A 20,395-nucleotide genomic window follows, 5' to 3' on the forward strand; every position below is an offset into this window, starting at 1 on the left:
CTACGAGCGCAAGGCCGACCACTTCCTGGCCTTCACCAGCATCGCCTGCACCCTGATCTGCTACCGCAGACTCACCAAATGAGATGACTTCTAAGACTGGAGCGGTGGTTGAACCGCTCCGGGGCTGATGGAGTTCTCTCCTCCAGCTGCCGGCGGCGGTTCTCGCAGAACAGACGGCTTCATCGCCGGGACCGGACTGGCACTGGAGCCTCCATAACGCTGTCACCCCGCCCCTTAAACCTCAGCGTCACTGGTGTCTGGCGAGCAGCTGGTTGAAGAACTCGCGGAGCATGTCGGCCGCACCTTCACCACCCAGCTCGTAGCCCCCGAACCGGTACACCTCGTAACCCTTGAGCCGCAGCCTTCGGTCCTCGGCAACCATTTCTGAGTAGAGCTTGGGGGATGCCTTGTCACCCTCGGCGTAGTGCTGCTTACCGTCCACCTCCAGGACGATGCGCACCCCGTTCGGCATGAGGAGCAGGAAGTCCATACGCTCTCGGGAGAGGGCGCTGGAGCGACCACCACGTTGCTTATGAGTGAGCGGGTCATAGTGCAAGTACACCTGCGGGATGAGTGCAGGGAGCGAGCTGGCCTCGTCAGAGGCGTACCGCTCGCAGTAAGTTCTGAACAGCAGCCGTTCCACGGGGTTGTCACCTAGAGACTCGCTCAGCCTCCCGTACAGGTCGCGCGCGACCTCAGCATCGCCCGCGGCCGCAAGCCCGCCCTTGTCTCGCCACCAACTGACGAGTGCTCCCCAGGAGAGGCCGGCTCGATCAAGGGGACGGTCGTAGAACAGGCAATACTCACCGTTCTCCGTAACCTCGATGACGTTGTTGATCGAGTCTCTGAGTACTATGCGCGGCTTTGGCCCGGTAGACGCAAAGATCAAGTTCTTGAGCTCACCATCCACACCCTTGATGGATGCTGTCTGTACGCGTTCGTCCTCCATCTCTTCCAGTCTTTCGAGGACGGGCGTAAAAAGGGCGTTCACATAGCCCCGCCGGGCAGCCCATGAGCCACCCATGTCGTTCTCTCCCCAGTACCCTCTAAAACCGGTGAAGTTGCGAAACGGGGGAGCGAAGTCTATGCCAAGACGTTTCAGGAGTGCGCGCAGCGTACGAATGACGGTGCCGCTCTGTTCGTCATCGAGCTTGGCGTCACTGCTTCGAGTTCCGTACTTCTCAAACTCATCGTGTGCAAGTTGGGTTAGCGCATAGGCGGCTTCCAGGTCATCGACGTCGTTGACAGGGCCTAGCCGGAGCTGTCTTACAAGGTCTGACCGAAAAACCTCACTCATCCGCGCTGACTCATTCCATGGGTCTGCTCCATCCCAAAACGCGTTTTCTTCGAGGTCGAAAAAGTCGCTTGGTTGCATGAATCAATCTTACTTAAAGTGCCAGGATGTAAACAGAGCGCTATCGCAGAGACAGCTAGGCGCTCGCCTGTCGGTGTCGCTTGGCCTGGCCTGCCGAGACTGTAGGCCCGATCCTGGCTCCCTCTGTGCACCCCGTGCGCAACAGATGCCGCACCGTCGGAAAAGGTGCAAAGCGTGTCAGAGCTGTCTGTTAATCCATTCTCGGGCAAGGTTCAGCTATGGCCAAGGGTTGCTCTTTCATCCTGTAACGCTCACAATCTCCGTCAAACATCAACGGGAGATAGCTCATGACCGACGAGCGCCAGGTTTCGCGCCGGCAGGCACAGTCGCAGCGCGTTTCTTTCACTGACCCGATCGTGATTGCCAGCACTCCGCAGCGCCGCTTCGAAGTACTACCGCAGTACATTAAGCGCACGGACGGCGATCAGGTGGCGGCAAAGCTCCTCTATTACAAAAAGCGCGAGGGGCGCATTTTCGGTCTCTTCCCCGTAGAGTTCACTTTGAACCACGAGGAAGTCAAAGAGCTCAAGCGGGTGCTTGAGGAGAGTCTGGCTGTCGCTGAGGGGCGTCAGGATGGTGACTTCCTCGTGCTGCGCCTCGATGGCACCGGTACCGGTCTCTCTGGTCGGGACCCGATAGCTGTTGGCAAGGCCATCGCGCCGCTTGTGGCTGACGAGGATGTGCTGCGTTCCCTGGCAGATACCGAGGATGGAGCGGAGCTTCTCAAGGGTGTGCAGTCCAGTGTGCGTCTGACGGAACTCTCGCTGGCCATCGGTCAGTTGCGTACCAACCTGGACAGCGGCGAGAAGAAGGAACAGACGTACCAGGAGTGGTGTGAGCGCCACGGATGGGTCTTCGGTAACGCGTACACCATGCGTGATGAGGTGCGGACCATCGCACTGGGCGACTCCGTAGACGGCTTGCTGGCGCAGACTGCCAACGGACTGCGAGACATCTTCGAGCTCAAGCGCCCGGACATGCCAGTGATCTCCTACGACAACACGCACAAGTGCTGGTTCTGGAGTCGTGACGTCTCAATGGCGATTGGGCAGTGCCACCGCTACCTCGACGCGCTGCACGAGGCAGCCGCCAGGGGCCTGCGTGATCACCCTGAAGTAGTGGCCTACCATCCCCGTGCCATCTTGATCATTGGTCGCTCTCATGACTGGTCGGAGGACCAAGTCAAGGCTCTGCATGGACTCAACGCACGTCTGCACGGCATCAGCGTCATGACTTACGACCAGCTGCTTGCTCAGGCCGAGCAGCTTTTGAGCGCGTTGAGGGGGTAGCGCTGTGAGCAGCGATGCGTTGAAGCGAGAGATGGAACGCGTGGTAGGGGCAACCCGCGCGATGATTGCTGAATATTGTGCATGGGACAGCAAACGAGTCAGCGGCGAAACAGCTTCCAGTATGTATGGCGATATGTTTGAGTTCGTCAACCTACGCATGGAGACGGCCGAGAGTTGCTTGCTCCTCATAGAGAACGACAAGATTGCCGACTCCCTGGGGCTTAGCCGCTCTCTCCTTGAGCACTACCTTCTCTTTCTCCTGATGTGTCGCGGTAACAAGTACTTCCAACTGGCCGACCTTTCGGGTGAGCGTTTGACAGAGGGGCAGTTCAAGGCGCGGCTGCGTGAGGAGCAAGCAGAACTTGCGCGGCTTCAGGACGAAGGAAAGTCAAGCTGTCTTGAGGTCAGGAAGTATCGGCGGGCGAAGCACCGGATCATGTACGTCTACGAAGGTCTGAAGGACCGAGACGACCCGGACTTCATGATTCCTATTCACTTCTTCCAGTTCCAGGAGTTTCGCCCCGAGGTGATGCGACTCAAGGAGGAAAACTACTTCCAGTACTACGAGCCGGAGACTGAGACCAAGCAGGCGATACGAGGTCAGCAAGATGAAGAGGCCTGGCGATACAAGCATTACCTGTCGTACGACGCCTTGCTACAGTGCCTAGAGCTCAATGGCCTGGCTGACCCGGCCGTGCTCTACCGCATTGAGGCTCATTACACGTTCCTCGGTAAGTTCCTGCATCCCACTCATGGCGCAGTTAGAGACCTGCATGAGCGCAGCAACTGGCACAACGGTCAGACTGGGGTTGGCATTGGCCAGCCGTACACAGACGCCGCGAAACTCCTCGCGGCACTCTATGTCTGCTTCTGCGTGGCTGGCCTGCTAGGGGAAGTGGCTGGAGTTGTTGACCGAGCTCCTGCTAAGTACTACACAGATTCCGGAACGGCTGATTTGTGGTCCCTCATTCGGGCAGTCTCCGAGGACTACCCGTACTTCTGGTTTCTCTTCAACGACGCGCCGCTGTATGACCGCTTCCTTTATTGCATCCACCACGCTTCTGAGGTCGACCTCGTTGAGTGGGGCGGCTATGCCGAAGTTCCTCTAGAGCGCGTCCCGTTCAACCAGCACATTTACTCTCACTTCCGTGACGGCTTGAACGGCTGGTCGAATATTCGTTGGGGAAGCTACAACCCCGCTGTTCACTAACCTCGTGCTTTCACGAAGTGGCACAGCGCGATACACGACTCGGCGCAATCTGAAGTAGTGTTCACCGCCTGTCCGCGCTTGGTTGACCCGCTTCTCGAGGAACTGGAAGTTGATCCGAACGGCTACTGGGGCCCATACCTGGTCCTGCACGACAAACTCGTCGACGAACAGGTGCGACAGGAGCGCGTCTCGGCGGAAGCTTTGTTGGTGAAGGCTCGTTCGTTGTTCGAGCAGCGCTTCGGTCACATGTCACCCAAAGAGCGTGACGTGGTTCTGGCTGCAATCACCAGTAAGCCCATGATCACCATGGGTCGAGAAGCACCAGTAAAGTGCCCGGCCTGCGGCTCTCAGGGGTGGATGGCTGGCGGAGTGGAGGCCATCCACATCTACGTTGACGGCCAGGTCGCGGTCGATCCGGAGGAGGTTCTCCTCAGTCCTCAAAGGTTTCACTGCGCAGCGTTCGAACTCGAAGTGGGAACGAAGCTTCTCGTGCACTTGAGTGACCTGCCTCGGGGCGTCTTCTTGGATGCCCACCCTCATGACTACATTGAAGACGAACCGACAGCGGATGAAGTCATCTATAGAGGGCGCTAAGCCCAACCACCCTCATTCGCAGGTTCTGTTTCCCGTATCAATATCCCAATAAGGGAAAAGCTCGATTAATCCTTCTCTTTTGAGATTGCAAGTAAGACGGGCGTGGCGCTGTTGCTGGACAGGGTGGCCTACAGAGTTCGACACTTGGGGCCGCCGGCCGAGGTCGGTGGCCCCGCGTCGAGATCGGCTCAGAGCTTGCGCGCAGGGATGGCGTAGGTATTGAAAAGTTGATCTCCGTTCAGGCGGTTTGCCACGAGGTGGGTGGCAACGCTGCCTTCGTCCCGCCACAGACCCAGTCCGTCGGCCAGGGCAACCGTGTACTTGGTTACGGCGGCTTTGAGGGCGTCGAGCTTGTCTGGCGTGATGACGACCATGCCTGGCTCCGGGGTGCCCAGCGAGTCGCAAACGTTGCTGGGGTGGAGCATGACCGGCAAGGGAGTGGCTTCCGGATATTCGCTGCGATCCCACCGGACGCTGCCGCCGAGCTGGTTGAGATCGTGTTTCGAGATGGTGTTCGTGGTGCAGCCCGTTTTGAGTTCTGTGACGGCATGTCGAGTCGGACTGAGAATCCAGAGGTTGTCTGGACCTTCGCCGCCGCTCTCCTTGTCGGGGCGGCTGCTGGCGAACCCGAGGTGTCGTCCTAGCTGTTGCCAGGCGACTTCGGCCTGGTTCGTGCGCTCCTCGTCCCAGGTGACATCCTCCAGCATGGCCTTGACCCCGAGGACGAGCTGGGTTGGATTGTCGTATGTTGCGGCCAGGAATGCGGCTGCTTCTCGGGCTTGAACGGCCCCGGCCTTGGCCTTGGCGGGGGCGATGCCGGAAGCCGGTCGCAACACCGCGTGGTTGAGTCCCGTAGCGTTCACGAGCACCTGCTGAGCCTGGTGCGAGTCGGTGAAGTGAACGTATCCAGCCCGCTGCTCCATCAGCCATCCCCGCAAGGCTGCGTCATCCGTCTGGTTGATCACCTGAACAAAACGTTCAGCCGCGTTGCTGGTCTGGCCGACGACGGCCAGGTCGAATGCCTTCCGACTCGCGATGGCCTCGGGGCGGATTCTCGTGTACTCGGCGTAGCGGACCGTGGCCGTGCGACGCCGGCTCTCCTCAACCCAGGCCGGATCGCGGCTGAGGAAGACGGAGAGAGCCTCCCGAATCGAGTTGATTCCCTCGCCTTTGATCTGGAGAGCCAGTTCCTGGCTGAGCCCAAGTTGGGCCTGGGTCGCATTGGAGAACATCGACAGGCGGTTAGGCTCCGTCGTGGCTCGGGCGAGGTTGGCTCCGAGAAGGAGAACTGCGCAGTGGTCATCCCGATCACGCACGCCTCGCCCCATGCCCTGCTCGATCCTCTGGATCTCACGTGCGGTGACGGTCGGGCTCCCAGTCAGGGCATCCGCTTCGCGGCGGTCGGCGCCGCTCATCGGGGTGGGGACACCGTCGAGGATCAGGAGGCGACAGGCGTCGCCGGGCAGGTCGACCCCGTCGTATTTGTTGATCAAGACCACGAGCCGACCGCGTGTGGACTTGAGGGATTCCACTCCGGCTGCAAGGTCATTGACTCTGAGTACGGCGTCTGCGAATGGCTTCCACGGCTCCACTGCCGGCCCACTGGGCACGATGACGACGACGTTGATCGGCTCTGAGTCGGGGGCACCGTCGCCGTTCCGGTCGCCGTTGGCGAATTGCCGGGCAAGCCATCTGATGGCCCCGGCGTCGAGGTTCGGGTTGAGCGCCAGCGGAGAAAGGATCAGCCGGTCGCCGAGGTCCGCCGCACTTCCTGGAGTGACGGGTTTGACCAAGAGTTCCGGGTCGGCATCGAGCGAGGTTACGAGCACACTGTCGTCTGCGAGAGTGGCAGTGAGGTAGACGCGGCGGCGGGCCTTCGCGAACGACGGGATCATGTGGGTCGGCGGGCATGGCGGACGGATCTCGAAGCCTTGACTGGTCGCGGTCGCGGAACACAGCGGGAGGACGTCCGCGATCAGGGGCCACGCGAACCGGAACTTATCGCTTTTTTCCCGGTGCGGGTGCAACAACTCCATTACCTCCTGGGCCCGGTCCGCCCAGGCCCAGAACGGAACACGGATGGCCGCCGTGTACTCCGCTGTACTGATGTCTGCCCATGCCTTCGCAGACTGTCGGCGCAAGTCGCCCTCGAACATGTCCAGGAGCGGCTGATAGGCGTCGTGCCCGCGGGCGATGTTGAGCGTGAACTGAGCCTCTGTGGCCGCCAGCGCGGCATGGGCGTCGTCGACGATCACGGCGCCCAGATCCATGGGAGGGTGTGATCCGCCGATCACTCCAAAGCGGGACAGGCCGTTGATGAGAGTGTGGAAAGTGGTGACCAGGATTGCCCGCTCGCCACGGAACTCCATGTCGTCCGGGTCGCTGGCCGTCGCTAGTCCCAGCCGTTGGGCCTCGGCTCGGGCCTGGGACGCCAGGTAGTTGTCGGGCGTGAGATAAACGGCCTTGCCAATGCCCTCGTTCAATGTGCTCTGCGCGATCAGCAGGCCGACGACCGTCTTGCCGCCCCCCGTGTTCTGTTTGATCACGACGTCATGGTTATCCCTGATATCGAACCATGATTCGAGTACCTCACCCTGCTCCTGACGAAGGTACGGGAAGGGCCGGTTCGGCAGTCCGTTAAAGATGTCGCGTGGTCGGATGAGAGGTGCACGGTCGCCCTTGCCCAATCTGCTCAGATCCAGAGGCATGTTCTTCGAGTCCCCTCTCCCGCCGGCCGCGGTCGCTGCCGGTCTCCCATTGTCATCATGCCGTTGTCGGTCACCTCGGTGTACGACGATGAGTGACGCTGTCGGCGCTAGCCGGTCTGGTGGGGGACGACTTGTCCTCGGTTGGCGCTTCAGCGCCAACCGTTGACATCCTTCAATGAACGGGATCAGCAGTGATCTCCGTAGGGTCCCGTCCGGCCTCCAGCTTCAACACGCTGAACTTGACAGAGAAGACGTGGGGCAGGGCGACGCGACGGTGCTGGCGGCGGGCGAGGACACCGGCGTGGTCGTGGACGCCGGCCCGGACCCGGCCCCGGTCGACCGCTGCCTGCGTTCCCTCGGCGTCACCCGGGTCCCGCTGGTCGTGCTGACGCACTTCCACGCCGACCACGTGGCGGGCCTGCCCGGCGTCCTGCGCGGACGTTCGGTGGGCGGCATCGCGACGACGGGACTGGAGGAACCCGCCGACCAGGCCCGGTTCGTACGGAGGCTCGCGGCCGGCAGCCACCTGCCCGTGACGCGTGCCGTCGCGGGGGAGCGGCGGCGCACGGGAGACCTGTCCTGGGAGGTGGTGTGGCCACCGTCCACCACCGGACAGCCCGCAGGTATGTGGTCGGCCCCGGAACCGGAGGGGCCGAACGACGCCAGTGTGGCCATGCTCGTCCGGACGGCGGGGCTGCGCCTGCTGCTGCTCGGGGACATGGAACCGCCGGCCCAGCGGGCCCTGGCGAGGTCGCCCGCGGCGGCGCGACTGGCGGACGTCGACGTCCTCAAGGTCGCCCATCACGGTTCGGCGTATCAGGACCCCGGCCTCGTAGACCGGTTGGCGCCCCGGCTGGCACTGATCTCCGCCGGGCGGGACAACTCGTACGGGCATCCGGCCCCGGGCACGGTCGCCGCGCTGCGGGACGCCGGTGCCGCGGTGCTGCGGACGGACCGGGACGGGGCGATCGCGGTGCTCGGTGGTGAGGACGAGGGCGGAGAGCTGCGGGTGGCGCGACACTGAGGGCATGAGGGAAGCCGCGCACGACGACACGAACGTGGACCCGACCGAGGGAGCGGGTCCGGGCCCGGACGCGGGCACGCGAGCGGGCACCGGCACCGGCACCGGTCCGGACGCGACGGCGGTCGATGCCTATCTGCGGCGGCTGGGCGTCGGGCGACCGGCCCGGCCCAGCGCCGACGCGCTGCGCGAGCTGCACCTGCGTCACCTGCGGACCGTGCCCTTCGAGAACCTCTCGGTCCACCTCGGTGAGGAGATCGCGCTCGACGGGAAACGGCTGATGGACAAGGTGGTGAGCGGCCGGCGAGGCGGCTTCTGCTACGAACTCAACGGAGCCTTCGGCACCTTGCTCACCGCCCTCGGGTACGAGGTCACCCTGCTCGCCGCGCGGGTGTACGGCGACGGAGGACGGCTCGGCATCCCGTACGACCATCTCGCCCTGCGGGTACGGACCCCGGACGGGGACGACCTGCTGGCCGACGTCGGGTTCGGGGCGCACTGCCTGCTGCCGCTGGCGTTCGGGGAGCGGGGGGACCAGAAGGACCCCGGGGGCACGTTCCGGATCACCGGGGCGGCGCCGGACGCGGCCGGGGTGCGCGGCGGTCAGGACGTCGCCCCGGTAGCGGACCTGGACGTGCTGCGGGACGGGAAGCGGGTGTACCGGCTGGAGCAGCGCCCGAGGGCGCTCGGCGACTTCGTGACCGGGGCGTGGTGGCACAGCACCTCGCCGCAGTCGCATTTCACCCGGTCGCTCGTCTGCTCCCGGGTCACCGAGGACGGCGGGAGGGTCACGCTCAGCGGCCGCCGGGCCACCACGACGGCGGCGAACGGTGCGCGGGAGGAGCGGGAGTTGGGGACGGACGAGGAGGTGCTCGCGTACTACCGGGACCGGTTCGGGATCCACCTCGCCCAGGTGCCGACCGTGAGAGATCCCCACCGGGCCGGCTGATCGGGAACCCGTCGGCAGCACCGGCCGCTGACCGGCCGACGACCGGCCGACGGCCGGTCGGCGGCGGGCCGACCTGGTCTTCGCCGTCCGCCGGGTGCCCGCCACAATGGCTGCCGTGAGCGATGTGAGACATGTGCTGGTGCTGCCCGACAGGGATGCCGCGGAAGCGGTGGCGGAGGAACTGGGCGAGCGCTTCGGCATCGACGAGGAGCCGCAGCTCGTCCGGGACGCCCTGGCCGGCGAGGACGACGCCGAGGACGCCCAGTGGCTCGTCGTCCTGCGCGACGAGAGGGAACGGCTGGATGCCGGCGCGCTGGACGAGTTCGCGGCGGAGTGGGACGGCTGGCGCGAAGAGCCCTGACCCGGTGCCGTGACGTCGGGAACCATCGCCGTCAGTGGTGCGTGCGATGCTTGGCGCGATGGCCAGGAAGACAGCTCAAGACGACCCTCTCGCCCCCGTGACGCTCGCCGTGGGCCAGGAGGACCTCCTGCTCGACCGTGCGGTGCAGGAGGTGGTGGCGGCGGCGAAGGCCGCCGACGCCGACACGGACGTACGCGACCTCACCCCGGACCAGCTCCAGCCCGGCACCCTCGCCGAGCTGACCAGCCCCTCGCTCTTCGCCGAGCGCAAAGTCGTGGTCGTGCGCAATGCGCAGGACCTGTCGGCCGACACGGTCAAGGACGTGAAGGCGTACCTCGGGGCGCCCGCCGAGGAGATCACGCTCGTCCTGCTGCACGCGGGCGCCGCCAAGGGCAAGGGCCTGCTGGACGCGGCGCGCAAGGCGGGGGCGCGGGAGGTGGCCTGCCCGAAGATGACGAAGCCGGCGGACCGGCTGGCCTTCGTCCGGGGCGAGTTCCGGGCCACCGGGAGGTCGGCCACACCGGAGGCGTGCCAGGCGCTGGTCGACTCCCTCGGCAGCGATCTGCGGGAGCTGGCGGCGGCGGTGTCCCAGCTGGCGGCGGACATCGAGGGCACGATCGACGAGGCGGTCGTCGGCCGGTACTACACCGGGCGGGCCGAGGCGTCGAGCTTCACGGTCGCCGACCGCGCGGTCGAGGGACGGGCGGCGGAGGCGCTGGAGGCGTTGCGCTGGTCGCTGGCGACGGGGGTGGCGCCGGTGCTGATCACCAGCGCGCTGGCCCAGGGCGTACGGGCGATCGGGAAACTGTCGTCGGCGCGCGGGGGCAGACCGGCCGATCTGGCGCGGGAGCTGGGCATGCCGCCGTGGAAGATCGACCGGGTCCGGCAGCAGATGCGGGGCTGGACCCCCGACGGCGTGTCCGTCGCCCTGCGGGCGGTGGCCGAGGCGGACGCCGGCGTCAAGGGCGGCGGGGAGGACCCGGGGTACGCCCTGGAGAAGGCGGTCGTCACCATCGCCCGCGCGGCCAGGTCGAAGGGCCGGGCGTAGGGCGTCCCGGCCGTGCCACCGGCCCGTGGCAAAGCCGAGGACCCCGCTCCACCGCCCGGGGAAGGGCGGGCGGAGCGGGGTCCTCGGTGAAGCTCGGAGCCCGTACCCGCGTGGCGAACGCAGGCCGCGTACAGGCTCGGGGTGCCGGTCGGGGGCGGAGAGAGAGGGCCCGCCCTGGGTCCTTCCAGCGGTCGGATCGAATCCGGTCAGATCAGCTCAGCGAGCGGTTCAGCCCTTGAGGGCCACGACCTTGCGAGCCAGCGCCGACTTCTTGTTGGCGGCCTGGTTCTTGTGGATGACGCCCTTGGAGACGGCCTTGTCGAGCTGACGCGCGGCAGCGCGCTGGTACTCGGTGGCCTTCTCGGCGTCGCCCGCGGCGGAGGCCTCACGAGCCTTGCGGATCGCGGTCTTCAGAGAGGACTTGACGGCCTTGTTGCGCTGCCGGGCCTTCTCGTTGGTCTTGTTCCGCTTGATCTGGGACTTGATGTTCGCCACGAATGAGCCTCTACAGGTTCTGGTCCGGGGCCGCGCGGGTCCCGGACCGGTGAATTTCTTGAGACGTGCCCCGCACCGAGAGGGCAAGAGACACAACCACCCACGATACCAGCGGCCCGCCGAGCGGCCCAAACCCGGCCCCGGCCGGGGCCGGCAAGGTCCCGGCACAGGTCCCGGTCCGCCCCCGGCCGGGCCTCCGGTCCCCACCGGGGGCGCCACACTCCCCGCCCGTGGGACCATGGAAGCTACGTATCGATCCGATCCGACCCGAGACCGCAGACACTGCGGACGCCTCAAGAATCAGGACCCTGCGTGCCCGCGACCCCCATCCACGTGCCCGAGCCGAGCCGTACCGACCCGGCTCTGATCCGCAACTTCTGCATCATCGCGCACATCGACCACGGCAAGTCCACGCTCGCCGACCGGATGCTCCAGCTGACCGGCGTGGTCGAGCAGCGGCAGATGCGCGCCCAGTACCTCGACCGCATGGACATCGAGCGCGAACGCGGCATCACGATCAAGTCCCAGGCGGTGCGGTTGCCGTGGGCGCCCACTCACGACAAGGGCAGCACGCACATCCTCAACATGATCGACACGCCGGGGCACGTCGACTTCACCTACGAGGTGTCGCGGTCGCTCGCCGCCTGCGAGGGCACGGTCCTCCTGGTGGACGCCGCGCAGGGCATCGAGGCCCAGACCCTCGCCAACCTGTACCTGGCGATGGAGAACGACCTCACGATCATCCCGGTGCTCAACAAGATCGACCTGCCGGCCGCGCAGCCCGAGAAGTTCGCCGAGGAGCTCGCCAACCTGGTCGGCTGCGAGCCCGACGACGTGCTGAAGGTGTCCGCCAAGACCGGGCTCGGCGTCGAGGCGCTGCTGGACAAGGTGGTCGCCGAGGTCCCCGCCCCGGTCGGCGTCAAGGACGCCCCGGCCCGCGCGATGATCTTCGACTCGGTGTACGACTCGTACCGCGGGGTCGTGACGTACGTCAGGGTCATCGACGGCCAGCTCAACAAGCGCGAGCGCATCCGGATGATGTCCACGGGCGCGACGCACGAGCTGCTGGAGATCGGCACCAACTCGCCGGAGATGCTGAGCGCCGACGGGCTCGGCGTCGGCGAGGTGGGCTACCTCATCACCGGTGTGAAGGACGTCCGCCAGTCCAAGGTCGGTGACACCATCACCAGCCAGCACAAGGGGGCCGAGGAGGCGCTGGGCGGCTACAAGGAGCCCAAGCCCATGGTCTTCTCCGGCCTGTACCCGATGGACGGCTCCGACTACCCCATGCTGCGCGAGGCGCTGGACAAGCTCCAGCTCAACGACGCGGCCCTGGTCTACGAGCCGGAGACGTCCGCGGCCCTCGGGTTCGGCTTCCGCGTGGGCTTCCTGGGCCTGCTGCACCTCGACGTGATCCGTGAGCGCCTCGAGCGCGAGTTCGGGCTCGACCTGATCGCCACCGCGCCCAACGTGGTGTACCGCGTGCTCATGGAGGACGGTGCCGAGCACATCGTCACCAACCCGAGCGAGTTCCCCGAGGGGAAGATCGACGAGGTCTTCGAGCCGGTGGTGCGGGCCACGATCCTGGCGCCCACCGAGTTCATCGGCGCGATCATGGAGCTGTGCCAGACCCGGCGCGGCACCCTGCTCGGCATGGACTACCTCTCCGAGGACCGGGTCGAGATCCGCTACACGCTGCCGCTCGCGGAGATCGTCTTCGACTTCTTCGACCAGCTGAAGTCCAAGACCCGGGGCTACGCCTCGCTGGACTACGAGCCCACGGGCGAGCAGTCCTCCAGCCTGGTCAAGGTCGACATCCTGCTGCACGGCGACAAGGTGGACGCCTTCTCGGTGATCACCCACAAGGACCAGGCATACGCGTACGGAGTCCGGCTGGTCGCCAAGCTGCGGGAGCTGATCCCGCGGCAGGGCTTCGAGGTGCCCGTCCAGGCCGCCATCGGTTCCCGGGTGATCGCCCGCGAGACCGTCCGCGCCATCCGCAAGGACGTCCTCGCCAAGTGCTACGGCGGTGACATCTCGCGCAAGCGCAAGCTGCTGGAGAAGCAGAAGGAGGGCAAGAAGCGGATGAAGATGGTGGGTGCCGTGGAGGTCCCGCAGGAAGCCTTCATCGCCGTCCTCTCCAGCGACGAGAGCGCGGGATCGGGCAAGGGCAAGAAGTAACCGGGGGTTACCGGAGGTGGCCGGGGGAGGGCCGCCGGCGCCCCGGGCGGAGCGAGGCCCGCCGTGCGCACGCGCGGCGGGCCTCGGCGCGTTCGCGGCAGGTCCGCGGGCGGGGGCCCGCGGCCGGTCCGTCGTCGGTTCCGTTGTGGCGCGTGAAGGGGTTCTCTGTGCAAAGTGACAGGCCGTGGCCCCTTACGCAGCCGCCGGTGGGCCTTTACTCTGTCCCTGCCTGACGGTTACTCGCGAGTTAAACAAGGGTACGTGAGCGTAACCGGCCGACTACCACCCGCATGCCAGTCGTACACCAGCCGCATCTGAGCCAGCCGCACCGTCGCGGGCCCCGGAGGATGTCTTGAGCGACACACAGACTTTGATCGAGAACCGGCCGCCGAGCGTGGCGACCCTCTTCCTGGAGCGTGTCGCCGCCACACCGGACGCCGAGGCGTACCGCTACCCCGTCCCGTCCGCCATCGGCGAGAGCCCCGACGACTGGAAGTCGCTCACCTGGGCCGAGGCCGCCGAGCGGGTCAACGCCATCGCGGCCGGTCTGATCGAGCTGGGCGTGAACCCGGAGGAGCGGGTGGCGCTCGCCTCCGCCACCCGGGTGGAATGGATCCTCGCCGACCTCGGCATCATGTGCGCGGGCGCCGCCACCACCACCGTCTACCCGCAGACGAACCTCGAGGAGTCCGCCTACATCCTGTCGGACTCCGACAGCCGGGTGCTGATCGCGGAGAACGCCGAGCAGGTCGCCAAGGCGGTGGCGAAGCGCGCCGAGCTGCCCCACATCGGCCACGTCGTGGTCATCGACACGGACGGCGTCGAGACGGACGACTGGGTGATCAGCCTCGCCGAGCTGGAGCGCCGCGGGGCGGCCCGGCTGGAGAAGGACGCCGGACTGGTCAAGGAGCGGGTCGCCGCGATCACCAAGGACCAGCTGGCCACCCTCATCTACACCTCGGGCACCACCGGCCGCCCCAAGGGCGTCCGCCTGCCGCACGACAACTGGTCGTACATGGCGAAGGCGATCGCCACGACCGGGCTGGTCAGGCCGGACGACGTGCAGTACCTGTGGCTGCCGCTCGCCCACGTCTTCGGCAAGGTGCTCACCTCGGGCCAGATCGAGGTCGGACACGTCACCGCCGTCGACGGCCGCGTCGACAAGATCATCGAGAACCTGCCGGTGGTGCAGCCGACCTACATGGCGGCCGTGCCCCGCATCTTCGAGAAGGTCTACAACGGGGTGGCCGCCAAGGCGCGGGCCGGCGGCGGCGCCAAGTACAAGATCTTCCAGTGGGCCGCCGGCGTCGCCCGCGAGTACGCCAAGGTCACCCAGGACAACTTCCGCCGCACCGGCACCGCCAGTGCCCCCTTCGGCCTCACCGCGAAGCACAACCTCGCCGACAAGCTGGTCTATGCCAAGATCCGCGAGGCGTTCGGCGGCAACCTGCGCGCCTGCGTCTCCGGATCGGCGGCCCTCGCACCCGAGATCGGCTACTTCTTCTCCGGTGCCGGCATCCACATCCTGGAGGGGTACGGCCTCACCGAGTCCTCCGCGGCCTCCTTCGTCAACCCCGGCGAGGCCTACCGCACCGGCACCGTCGGCAAGCCGATGCCCGGCACCGAGGTGCGCATCGCCGACGACGGCGAGATCCTGCTGCGCGGCCCCGCCATCATGGAGGGCTACCACGGGCTGCCCGAGAAGACCGCCGAGGTCCTGGAGTCCGACGGCTGGTTCCACACCGGCGACATCGGCGAGCTGTCGCCCGACGGCTACCTGCGCATCACCGACCGCAAGAAGGACCTCATCAAGACTTCCGGCGGCAAGTACATCGCGCCCGCCGAGGTCGAGGGACAGTTCAAGGCGGTGTGCCCGTACGTCTCCAACATCCTGGTGCACGGCGCCGACCGGAACTACTGCACCGCCCTCATCGCCCTCGACGAGGCGGCCCTCGCGCCCTGGGCTGCCGAGAACGGCCTGGCGGGCAAGCCGTACGCGGACATCGTCGCCGCGCCCGCCACGGTCGAGATGGTCGACGGCTACGTCAAGCAGCTCAACGAGGGTCTCCAGCGCTGGCAGACCATCAAGAAGTTCCGCCTGCTGCCGCGCGACCTCGACATCGAGCACGGCGAGATCACCCCGAGCCTGAAGCTGAAGCGCCCGGTGGTCGAGCGGGAGTACAAGCACCTGATCGACGAGATGTACGCGGGCGCCCGGGAGGCGTGAGCCGCACGGGACGCCCCCGTAGGGCATGAACACCGGGGCGGGTTCCCGGACCGAACCGGTCCGGGAACCCGCCCCTTCCTGTCCGGAACTCGCGCTCCCGGATCCGTGGGGCCGGGGGCGGACGCCTTCACCGTGCAAGAGGGACTGCATGAGCGGGGCTCGGCATGCGCCCAGCTCGATCGGCCCCTGCGCGTGCCCCTGATGGCCCGCCTCCCTGTCCCGGGACAGGGGGCCCCCGGTCCGGAAAGTCGTCCCGGACCGGTGCCTGTCCTTACAGGTCGGCCCAATTGGTGGGCCCGGCTCATCGGTACAGGTGAGCCGGGCTTCCGTCGTGCACGGGGTAGGGGCGTTCACGGGGCAGGAGGTGCCGCGCGGCGTCCAGGTCTCCGTCTCGTACATGGGTGTGGACGGTGTGGGCGAGTGGCGTGACGTCGGTGATGCGGACGATCCACTCGTCGGCGTAGAGACGTGCGGCTTCGCCGGCGAGGCCGGGCTGGAGCGACCGGTGGGGAAGCGGCTGAAGGCGCAGGTCGCGTTCGGGGTCCCATTGCACCCGGGCCGGGGCCCGCTTCAACCGGCGCTTCCAGGCGGCGCGGTCGGTGTGGAGCCCGTGCTCGTAGTGGGACAGGCAGGCGTGTGCCAGGGCCCACTCGAAGCCTTCACGGGTGATCTCGACGGCGAGGACGGTTTCCTGGCCTTCTTTGGGGCCCCATCCGCAGCGGTACATCATCCACAGGAACGACGGCTTGATCCACGTCAAGCCTTGTTCACAGCCCTTTCCGGGCGGGTGCAGCGGCGACCCAATGCAACAGTTCGCCCACTGCGTCCTGGAACTGCCCTGGTTACCTCCCCGTCACGTTGACCTGCCCGGATGCCCTGGGCAGGCTGCCTTTGACGAGTGGATATGCGGGACGACGATTGCTGGATAGAGTCGTCTCGTTACACCTGGTTGTGGGGACAACCAGAGTGTCTTGGGGAGGGCCTGCAACACATGAGTCGTCGCTCTACTGGTTTTGTCGGCGCGTGGGCCGAGGTGCAACGGCAGCAGCAGCGCCAGCTGGAAGTTGAAGCCAGACGTCGGAGACAGGAAGCTCAGCAAGCGCGCGCCTACCAGCGGCGAGCCGCCCAGAGTCACCGCGAGTACAGGCAGGCGGAGGCGCTGCGTCGCACAGAGGAACTGGACGCGCAGGTCGCGTCGTTGCAGGACCTTCTCGCTTCAGGCTGTCAGGCTCCGGCTTTCAGGGTTTCCTCGCTCATGCGCGCCGAAGAGGTCCAGCCCTTCGCTCCAGGACCATTGGCGCAACCCGTGCCGATGCCTGATTTCCATCAGTACCAGACGCAAGGCGGCTGGACTGCCGGTCGCCGGGCCCAGGCGCAGGCCGAAGCTCGGACGCGCTTCGAGCGGGACTGGCAGGCTGCGCAGGCCGCGGAGGCTCACCGGCAGCAACAGCTGGCCTCGTACCAGCGGGAGTACCAGCAGTGGGCCGATGCTCAGCTCGCCGAAGTACGGCGGCACAACGCCGGCGTCGTCGCGGTGACCGAAGGCGTGAGACGCCGGGATCCCGATTCCGTGGTGGAGCACTTCTCCGCTGTTCTCTATGCCTCAACGGCGTGGCCCGAAGGTTTCCCGCGCCAGGTCGCGGCCGCCTACGATTCTGCGGCCCGGCAGCTGGTGCTGGATTGGGAGTTGCCCGCTTACAGCATCGTCCCTGAGGTCAAGTCCGTCCGTTACATGTCCGGGGCCGACCAGTACAAGGAAAACCCTCGCCCGGTAGGCCAGCGCCGAGCTCTTTACCGGGAGGTCCTCGCGCAGTGCATGCTGCTCGTTCTGCATGAACTCTTCGCCGCTGACGAGCTGGGCGCGCTTGAGTCGGTGGCGCTGAACGGGTTCGTCGACGGACATGACCCTACGACGGGCCGACCGAGCCATATCTTCCTGGCCACTGTCATGGCTTCGCGCTCTTCGTTCCGTGACCTGCACTTGGCACAGGTCGACGCGGGCAGCTGCCTGACTGACGCGCTGCGAGGGCAACTTTCGGCTCGGCCGGACCAGCTCACGTCAGTCCGGCCGGGTCGGCGGCCGCAGGATGTCGGGAACCGCGTTGTCGCTCACGGCAGCGATGAGGACCCGGACCTGTATGCCATGGATCCGATTGCCTTCGAGGGCCTCGTAGCCGAGCTCTTCGAGGCCATGGGGATGCAGGCGGTGACGACCCAACGCTCGAACGACGGCGGTGTGGACGTCAAGGCGCTGGACCCGACGCCCATCCGAGGCGGTGAGATCGTCGTCCAGGTGAAGCGCTACCGCAGCACGGTGCCACCCACCGCTGTGCGTGACCTGTACGGGACCGTGCAGGACGCCGGTGCCAACAAGGGCGTCCTCGTGACCACGTCAGGGTTCGGGCCCGGCTCCCACACTTTCGCCAACGGCAAGCCGTTGGAACTGATCTCGGGTCCTGAGCTCGTTGACCTGTTGCATCGGCATGGGCTCCGTGGGCGGCTGGGTGAGAGCGGTCGTCAAGCCGCACCGCAGTCGGCCCCGTCGGGTCCGGACACCGCGTTGCCCGACGACTACAACGTTCTGGGCATGTCGTGGACCGGAAGCGTCGCCTTGGATGTGTGTGCTCTCGTCTGCCGTGGCAACCGAGTCCTCAGTGACGATCACTTCGTGTTCTTCAACAACCCGCAGACACCGGACGGCTCCGTGCGTGCTCTACCTGCCACCGCACCCGACAAGGCCGCGATCTGTGTCTCGTTCGACGGGTTGCCGGACGGGGCTGACCGATTCGTACTAGTGGCAGCCATCGACCCAGAGGTCAACCCGGACGCCGACCTCTCCGGGTTCACGGACGCCTGCATCCGCCTGCTCGACCCGCAGCTGGCGGAGTTGGGACAACTCGAAGTCTCCGACGGCCGGCCACGCGAAACCGCCTTGGTACTCGGCTCCTTCCGCCGAAGGCCGAACGGGGACTGGGACTTCGTCCTGGGTGGTAAGGGCTACGCGAGCGGCCTGGAGGAGCTCGTGCAGGACTTCGGCATCGAGGTCGAGTAGATCCGGCTGCTGTGCTGGCGGAGGGCTGTGAACGCGGCTTGATGACCCATGTCAAGGCGCGCTCACAAACCATTCGTGGGACCAGGGCCTGTGTGCGGGTGTGATCAATATGCGCGTTTCGCTGCCTTGGTGAGGCTGGTCGCGATGGAACGCAGGGTGTGACATGGCGACAGTTCACCGATGACCAGGGAAACTCATCGAGCCGTACCTGCCGATGGGTGAGTACAGCCGGGCGGGGTTCAGTCGGGCGAGTTGTCGGGGCGGGCGTCGTACACGGCGCGGGCGGCGTCGATGTGCGTCAGGTGCGTGATACTCCACTCCAACAGGGGTGCGGTGGCTTCGCGGAGGGTCTCGCCCATCGGAGTGAGTTCGTAACTGACGTGCGGTGGCATGACGTTGCGGACGGTCCGTGTGAGGATCCCGTCGCGTTCCAGGCCGCGCAGGGTGACGGTGAGCATGCGCTGGCTGATCCCGTCGACGGCCCGCTTGAGTTCGGTGAAGCGGCGCGGCCCCCGGCTGAGGTTACGCACGATCAGCAGCGACCACTTGTCGCCGACGATGCCGAGCACTTCACGGGCCTGGCACGGGTCCTCCGGCCGCGCCGGCCGCGACTCGCCGCCCGCTGTGCCGCTCATGGTTACCTCCAGAGAACCGGGGCACTTAAATGTGCCTCATTGATCGGGGTGCGGCGGTTGCAGCACGATGATTTCGGTTCCCGAAGAGTACCGAGGCACAAACAGGAACCGTAATGCTCCCGCGCCTCCACACCCCGAAGAGGAAAAAGTCCCCTCATGTCAACTTTTCTGCTGGTACACGGCGCCTGGCACAGCGGCCGGTGCTGGGAGCGGGTGGTCCCGCTGCTGGAATCGGCCGGACACCGCGTGTTCGCGCCCTCACTGACCGGCTACGGCGACAAGGCGCACCTGCTCGGTCCCGAGGTGGGGCTCGACACGCACGTCGCGGACGTCGTCAAGCTGATCCACGAGGCAAACCTGACCGAGGTGGTGCTCGTGGGTCACAGCTACGCGGGGCTGGTCGTCTCGTCCGTGGCCAACGAGGTACCGGAACGAATCGCGCACCTGGTGTACCTCGACGCGATGGTCCCGGAGCACGGCGAGACCGCCGTCGACGTGCAGCCCATGACCCAGAACCTGATCGACCTGGCCGCCAAGTCCGACAACGGCTGGCGCATCCCGCCGCTGCCCGAGATGCCTCCGCCCCTCGGCCTGTTCGGAGTCACTGACCCGGCGGACGTCGCATGGCTGCGTGCGACGCTCTCCGACCAGCCAGTGCGCTGCCTACGGCAACCGGTCCGGCTGGACAACCCTGCCGCGGACTCCATTCCGCGCACGCACATCCACTGCGTCGGCGCAGAGCCGGAAGGCATCGTGCGGCGGCCCGTCCCCGCAACACAGCCCAACGGCTCCCCAGCATGGATACGGGAACTGCCCACCGGGCACGACTGCATGATCACCATGCCGGCGGACCTGTGCGAACTGCTGCTTGAATCCACCCTTCGGTAGCGTCCGGACCGTGGCTGCGGCAGCGAGCCGGAGAAGGGCCGCCACCGTCGGACAGCGGACCCGGCCCACGAAGCCGCCCGCTTCGCGAAAGAAGCGCCATAGGGCCATATGCGAGGTCACTTTGTCTTCGGCAGAGGCAGGAGGCCGTTGATCCACGTCATCCGGTCCCGTTGCCGCACCGGGGGAAAACGGCCTTCCCCGGCCGCCGGCAGGCCGATCTCCGGCGGGTACGCCTGGTGGACGGTGACCGTGGAGTCCGTGTGCGGGGCGCGGATCCGGTGCTTGGGTTCTGTCACGGGAACAGGGTGGGCACACTGTTTCGCACGCGCCATCGAATTACCGCGGCGGGAGCCCGCCCCCGC

The 20,395-nt window shown here is 66.3% G+C and carries 16 protein-coding genes and 1 pseudogene; 11 read left to right on the forward strand and 6 right to left on the reverse strand.

The genetic code is table 11. The features are described from left to right. Positions 1–247: 247 nt before the first annotated feature. Positions 248–1,375: a hypothetical protein gene (locus tag ACIF80_RS04940; RefSeq protein ID WP_399799486.1), complete on the reverse strand. Its 1,128-nt coding sequence runs from the start codon at positions 1,373–1,375 to the stop codon at positions 248–250. Positions 1,376–1,662: 287 nt separating this feature from the next. Between ACIF80_RS04940 and ACIF80_RS04945 the strand changes: the two genes are divergently transcribed. From ACIF80_RS04945 to ACIF80_RS04955, 3 genes are read left to right on the forward strand one after another with little or no spacing between them, the layout of a single operon-like run. Continuing rightward, the gene (locus ACIF80_RS04945; RefSeq protein WP_399799489.1) at positions 1,663–2,664 is read left to right on the forward strand and encodes a Shedu anti-phage system protein SduA domain-containing protein; all 1,002 of its coding nucleotides are present in this window, start codon (positions 1,663–1,665) and stop codon (positions 2,662–2,664) included. A 4-nt stretch (positions 2,665–2,668) separates the two neighbouring features. Next, on the forward strand, positions 2,669–3,874 hold the full coding sequence (locus tag ACIF80_RS04950) for a hypothetical protein (protein ID WP_399799491.1): 1,206 nt from the start codon (positions 2,669–2,671) through the stop codon (positions 3,872–3,874). A gap of 57 nt (positions 3,875–3,931) precedes the next feature. After that, positions 3,932–4,468, forward strand: coding sequence for a hypothetical protein (locus ACIF80_RS04955; RefSeq protein ID WP_399799494.1), 537 nt, complete (start codon positions 3,932–3,934; stop codon positions 4,466–4,468). A 188-nt stretch (positions 4,469–4,656) separates the two neighbouring features. Here ACIF80_RS04955 and ACIF80_RS04960 read toward each other — a convergent pair whose 3' ends face one another. Next, positions 4,657–7,176, reverse strand: coding sequence for a DEAD/DEAH box helicase family protein (locus tag ACIF80_RS04960; protein WP_399799496.1), 2,520 nt, complete (start codon positions 7,174–7,176; stop codon positions 4,657–4,659). A gap of 250 nt (positions 7,177–7,426) precedes the next feature. On the opposite strand from ACIF80_RS04960, the pseudogene ACIF80_RS04965 reads away from it, so the two are divergent. The 4 genes and pseudogenes from ACIF80_RS04965 to holA form a co-directional block, all read left to right on the forward strand. Then, a pseudogene (locus ACIF80_RS04965) lies at positions 7,427–8,200 on the forward strand (ComEC/Rec2 family competence protein); the annotation flags it as partial. Positions 8,201–8,204: 4 nt separating this feature from the next. Next, entirely contained in the window at positions 8,205–9,146 is a 942-nt protein-coding gene (locus ACIF80_RS04970) for an arylamine N-acetyltransferase (protein WP_399799499.1), read from the forward strand. 115 nt (positions 9,147–9,261) lie between these two features. Further along, complete coding sequence (locus tag ACIF80_RS04975) at positions 9,262–9,507, forward strand: hypothetical protein (protein ID WP_399799501.1); 246 nt, start codon at positions 9,262–9,264, stop codon at positions 9,505–9,507. Between the two features lie 58 nt (positions 9,508–9,565). Next, complete coding sequence (holA, locus tag ACIF80_RS04980; protein WP_399799503.1) at positions 9,566–10,555, forward strand: DNA polymerase III subunit delta; 990 nt, start codon at positions 9,566–9,568, stop codon at positions 10,553–10,555. A 228-nt stretch (positions 10,556–10,783) separates the two neighbouring features. Here holA and rpsT read toward each other — a convergent pair whose 3' ends face one another. After that, complete coding sequence (gene rpsT, locus ACIF80_RS04985; RefSeq protein WP_399799506.1) at positions 10,784–11,050, reverse strand: 30S ribosomal protein S20; 267 nt, start codon at positions 11,048–11,050, stop codon at positions 10,784–10,786. A 312-nt stretch (positions 11,051–11,362) separates the two neighbouring features. On the opposite strand from rpsT, the gene lepA reads away from it, so the two are divergent. Together lepA and ACIF80_RS04995 are read left to right on the forward strand one after the other, a co-directional pair. Beyond that, entirely contained in the window at positions 11,363–13,231 is a 1,869-nt protein-coding gene (lepA, locus tag ACIF80_RS04990) for a translation elongation factor 4 (protein WP_399799509.1), read from the forward strand. A gap of 352 nt (positions 13,232–13,583) precedes the next feature. Further along, positions 13,584–15,458 (forward strand): AMP-dependent synthetase/ligase, encoded by a 1,875-nt coding sequence (locus ACIF80_RS04995; RefSeq protein ID WP_399799512.1) that lies wholly within the window; start codon positions 13,584–13,586, stop codon positions 15,456–15,458. Between the two features lie 301 nt (positions 15,459–15,759). On the opposite strand, the gene ACIF80_RS05000 is transcribed toward ACIF80_RS04995, so the two are convergent. Continuing rightward, positions 15,760–16,263, reverse strand: coding sequence for a DUF4291 domain-containing protein (locus ACIF80_RS05000; protein WP_399801163.1), 504 nt, complete (start codon positions 16,261–16,263; stop codon positions 15,760–15,762). Between the two features lie 186 nt (positions 16,264–16,449). Between ACIF80_RS05000 and ACIF80_RS05005 the strand changes: the two genes are divergently transcribed. After that, positions 16,450–18,510 (forward strand): restriction endonuclease, encoded by a 2,061-nt coding sequence (locus ACIF80_RS05005; RefSeq protein ID WP_399799515.1) that lies wholly within the window; start codon positions 16,450–16,452, stop codon positions 18,508–18,510. A 239-nt stretch (positions 18,511–18,749) separates the two neighbouring features. Here ACIF80_RS05005 and ACIF80_RS05010 read toward each other — a convergent pair whose 3' ends face one another. Then, positions 18,750–19,145, reverse strand: coding sequence for a winged helix-turn-helix transcriptional regulator (locus ACIF80_RS05010; RefSeq protein ID WP_399799517.1), 396 nt, complete (start codon positions 19,143–19,145; stop codon positions 18,750–18,752). Positions 19,146–19,301: 156 nt separating this feature from the next. On the opposite strand from ACIF80_RS05010, the gene ACIF80_RS05015 reads away from it, so the two are divergent. Then, complete coding sequence (locus ACIF80_RS05015; RefSeq protein ID WP_399799519.1) at positions 19,302–20,033, forward strand: alpha/beta fold hydrolase; 732 nt, start codon at positions 19,302–19,304, stop codon at positions 20,031–20,033. A gap of 116 nt (positions 20,034–20,149) precedes the next feature. Here the strand turns inward: ACIF80_RS05015 and ACIF80_RS05020 are convergent, their stop codons facing one another. Beyond that, positions 20,150–20,329 carry a DUF4291 family protein gene (locus ACIF80_RS05020; RefSeq protein ID WP_399799521.1) on the reverse strand — a complete coding sequence of 60 codons (180 nt, stop codon included), beginning with the start codon at positions 20,327–20,329 and terminating at the stop codon, positions 20,150–20,152. Between the last annotated feature and the right edge of the window lie 66 nt (positions 20,330–20,395).

This window comes from Streptomyces sp. NPDC085927, from assembly GCF_044540975.1.
In the GTDB taxonomy this organism is placed as follows: Bacteria; Actinomycetota; Actinomycetes; order Streptomycetales; family Streptomycetaceae; genus Streptomyces; species Streptomyces hirsutus.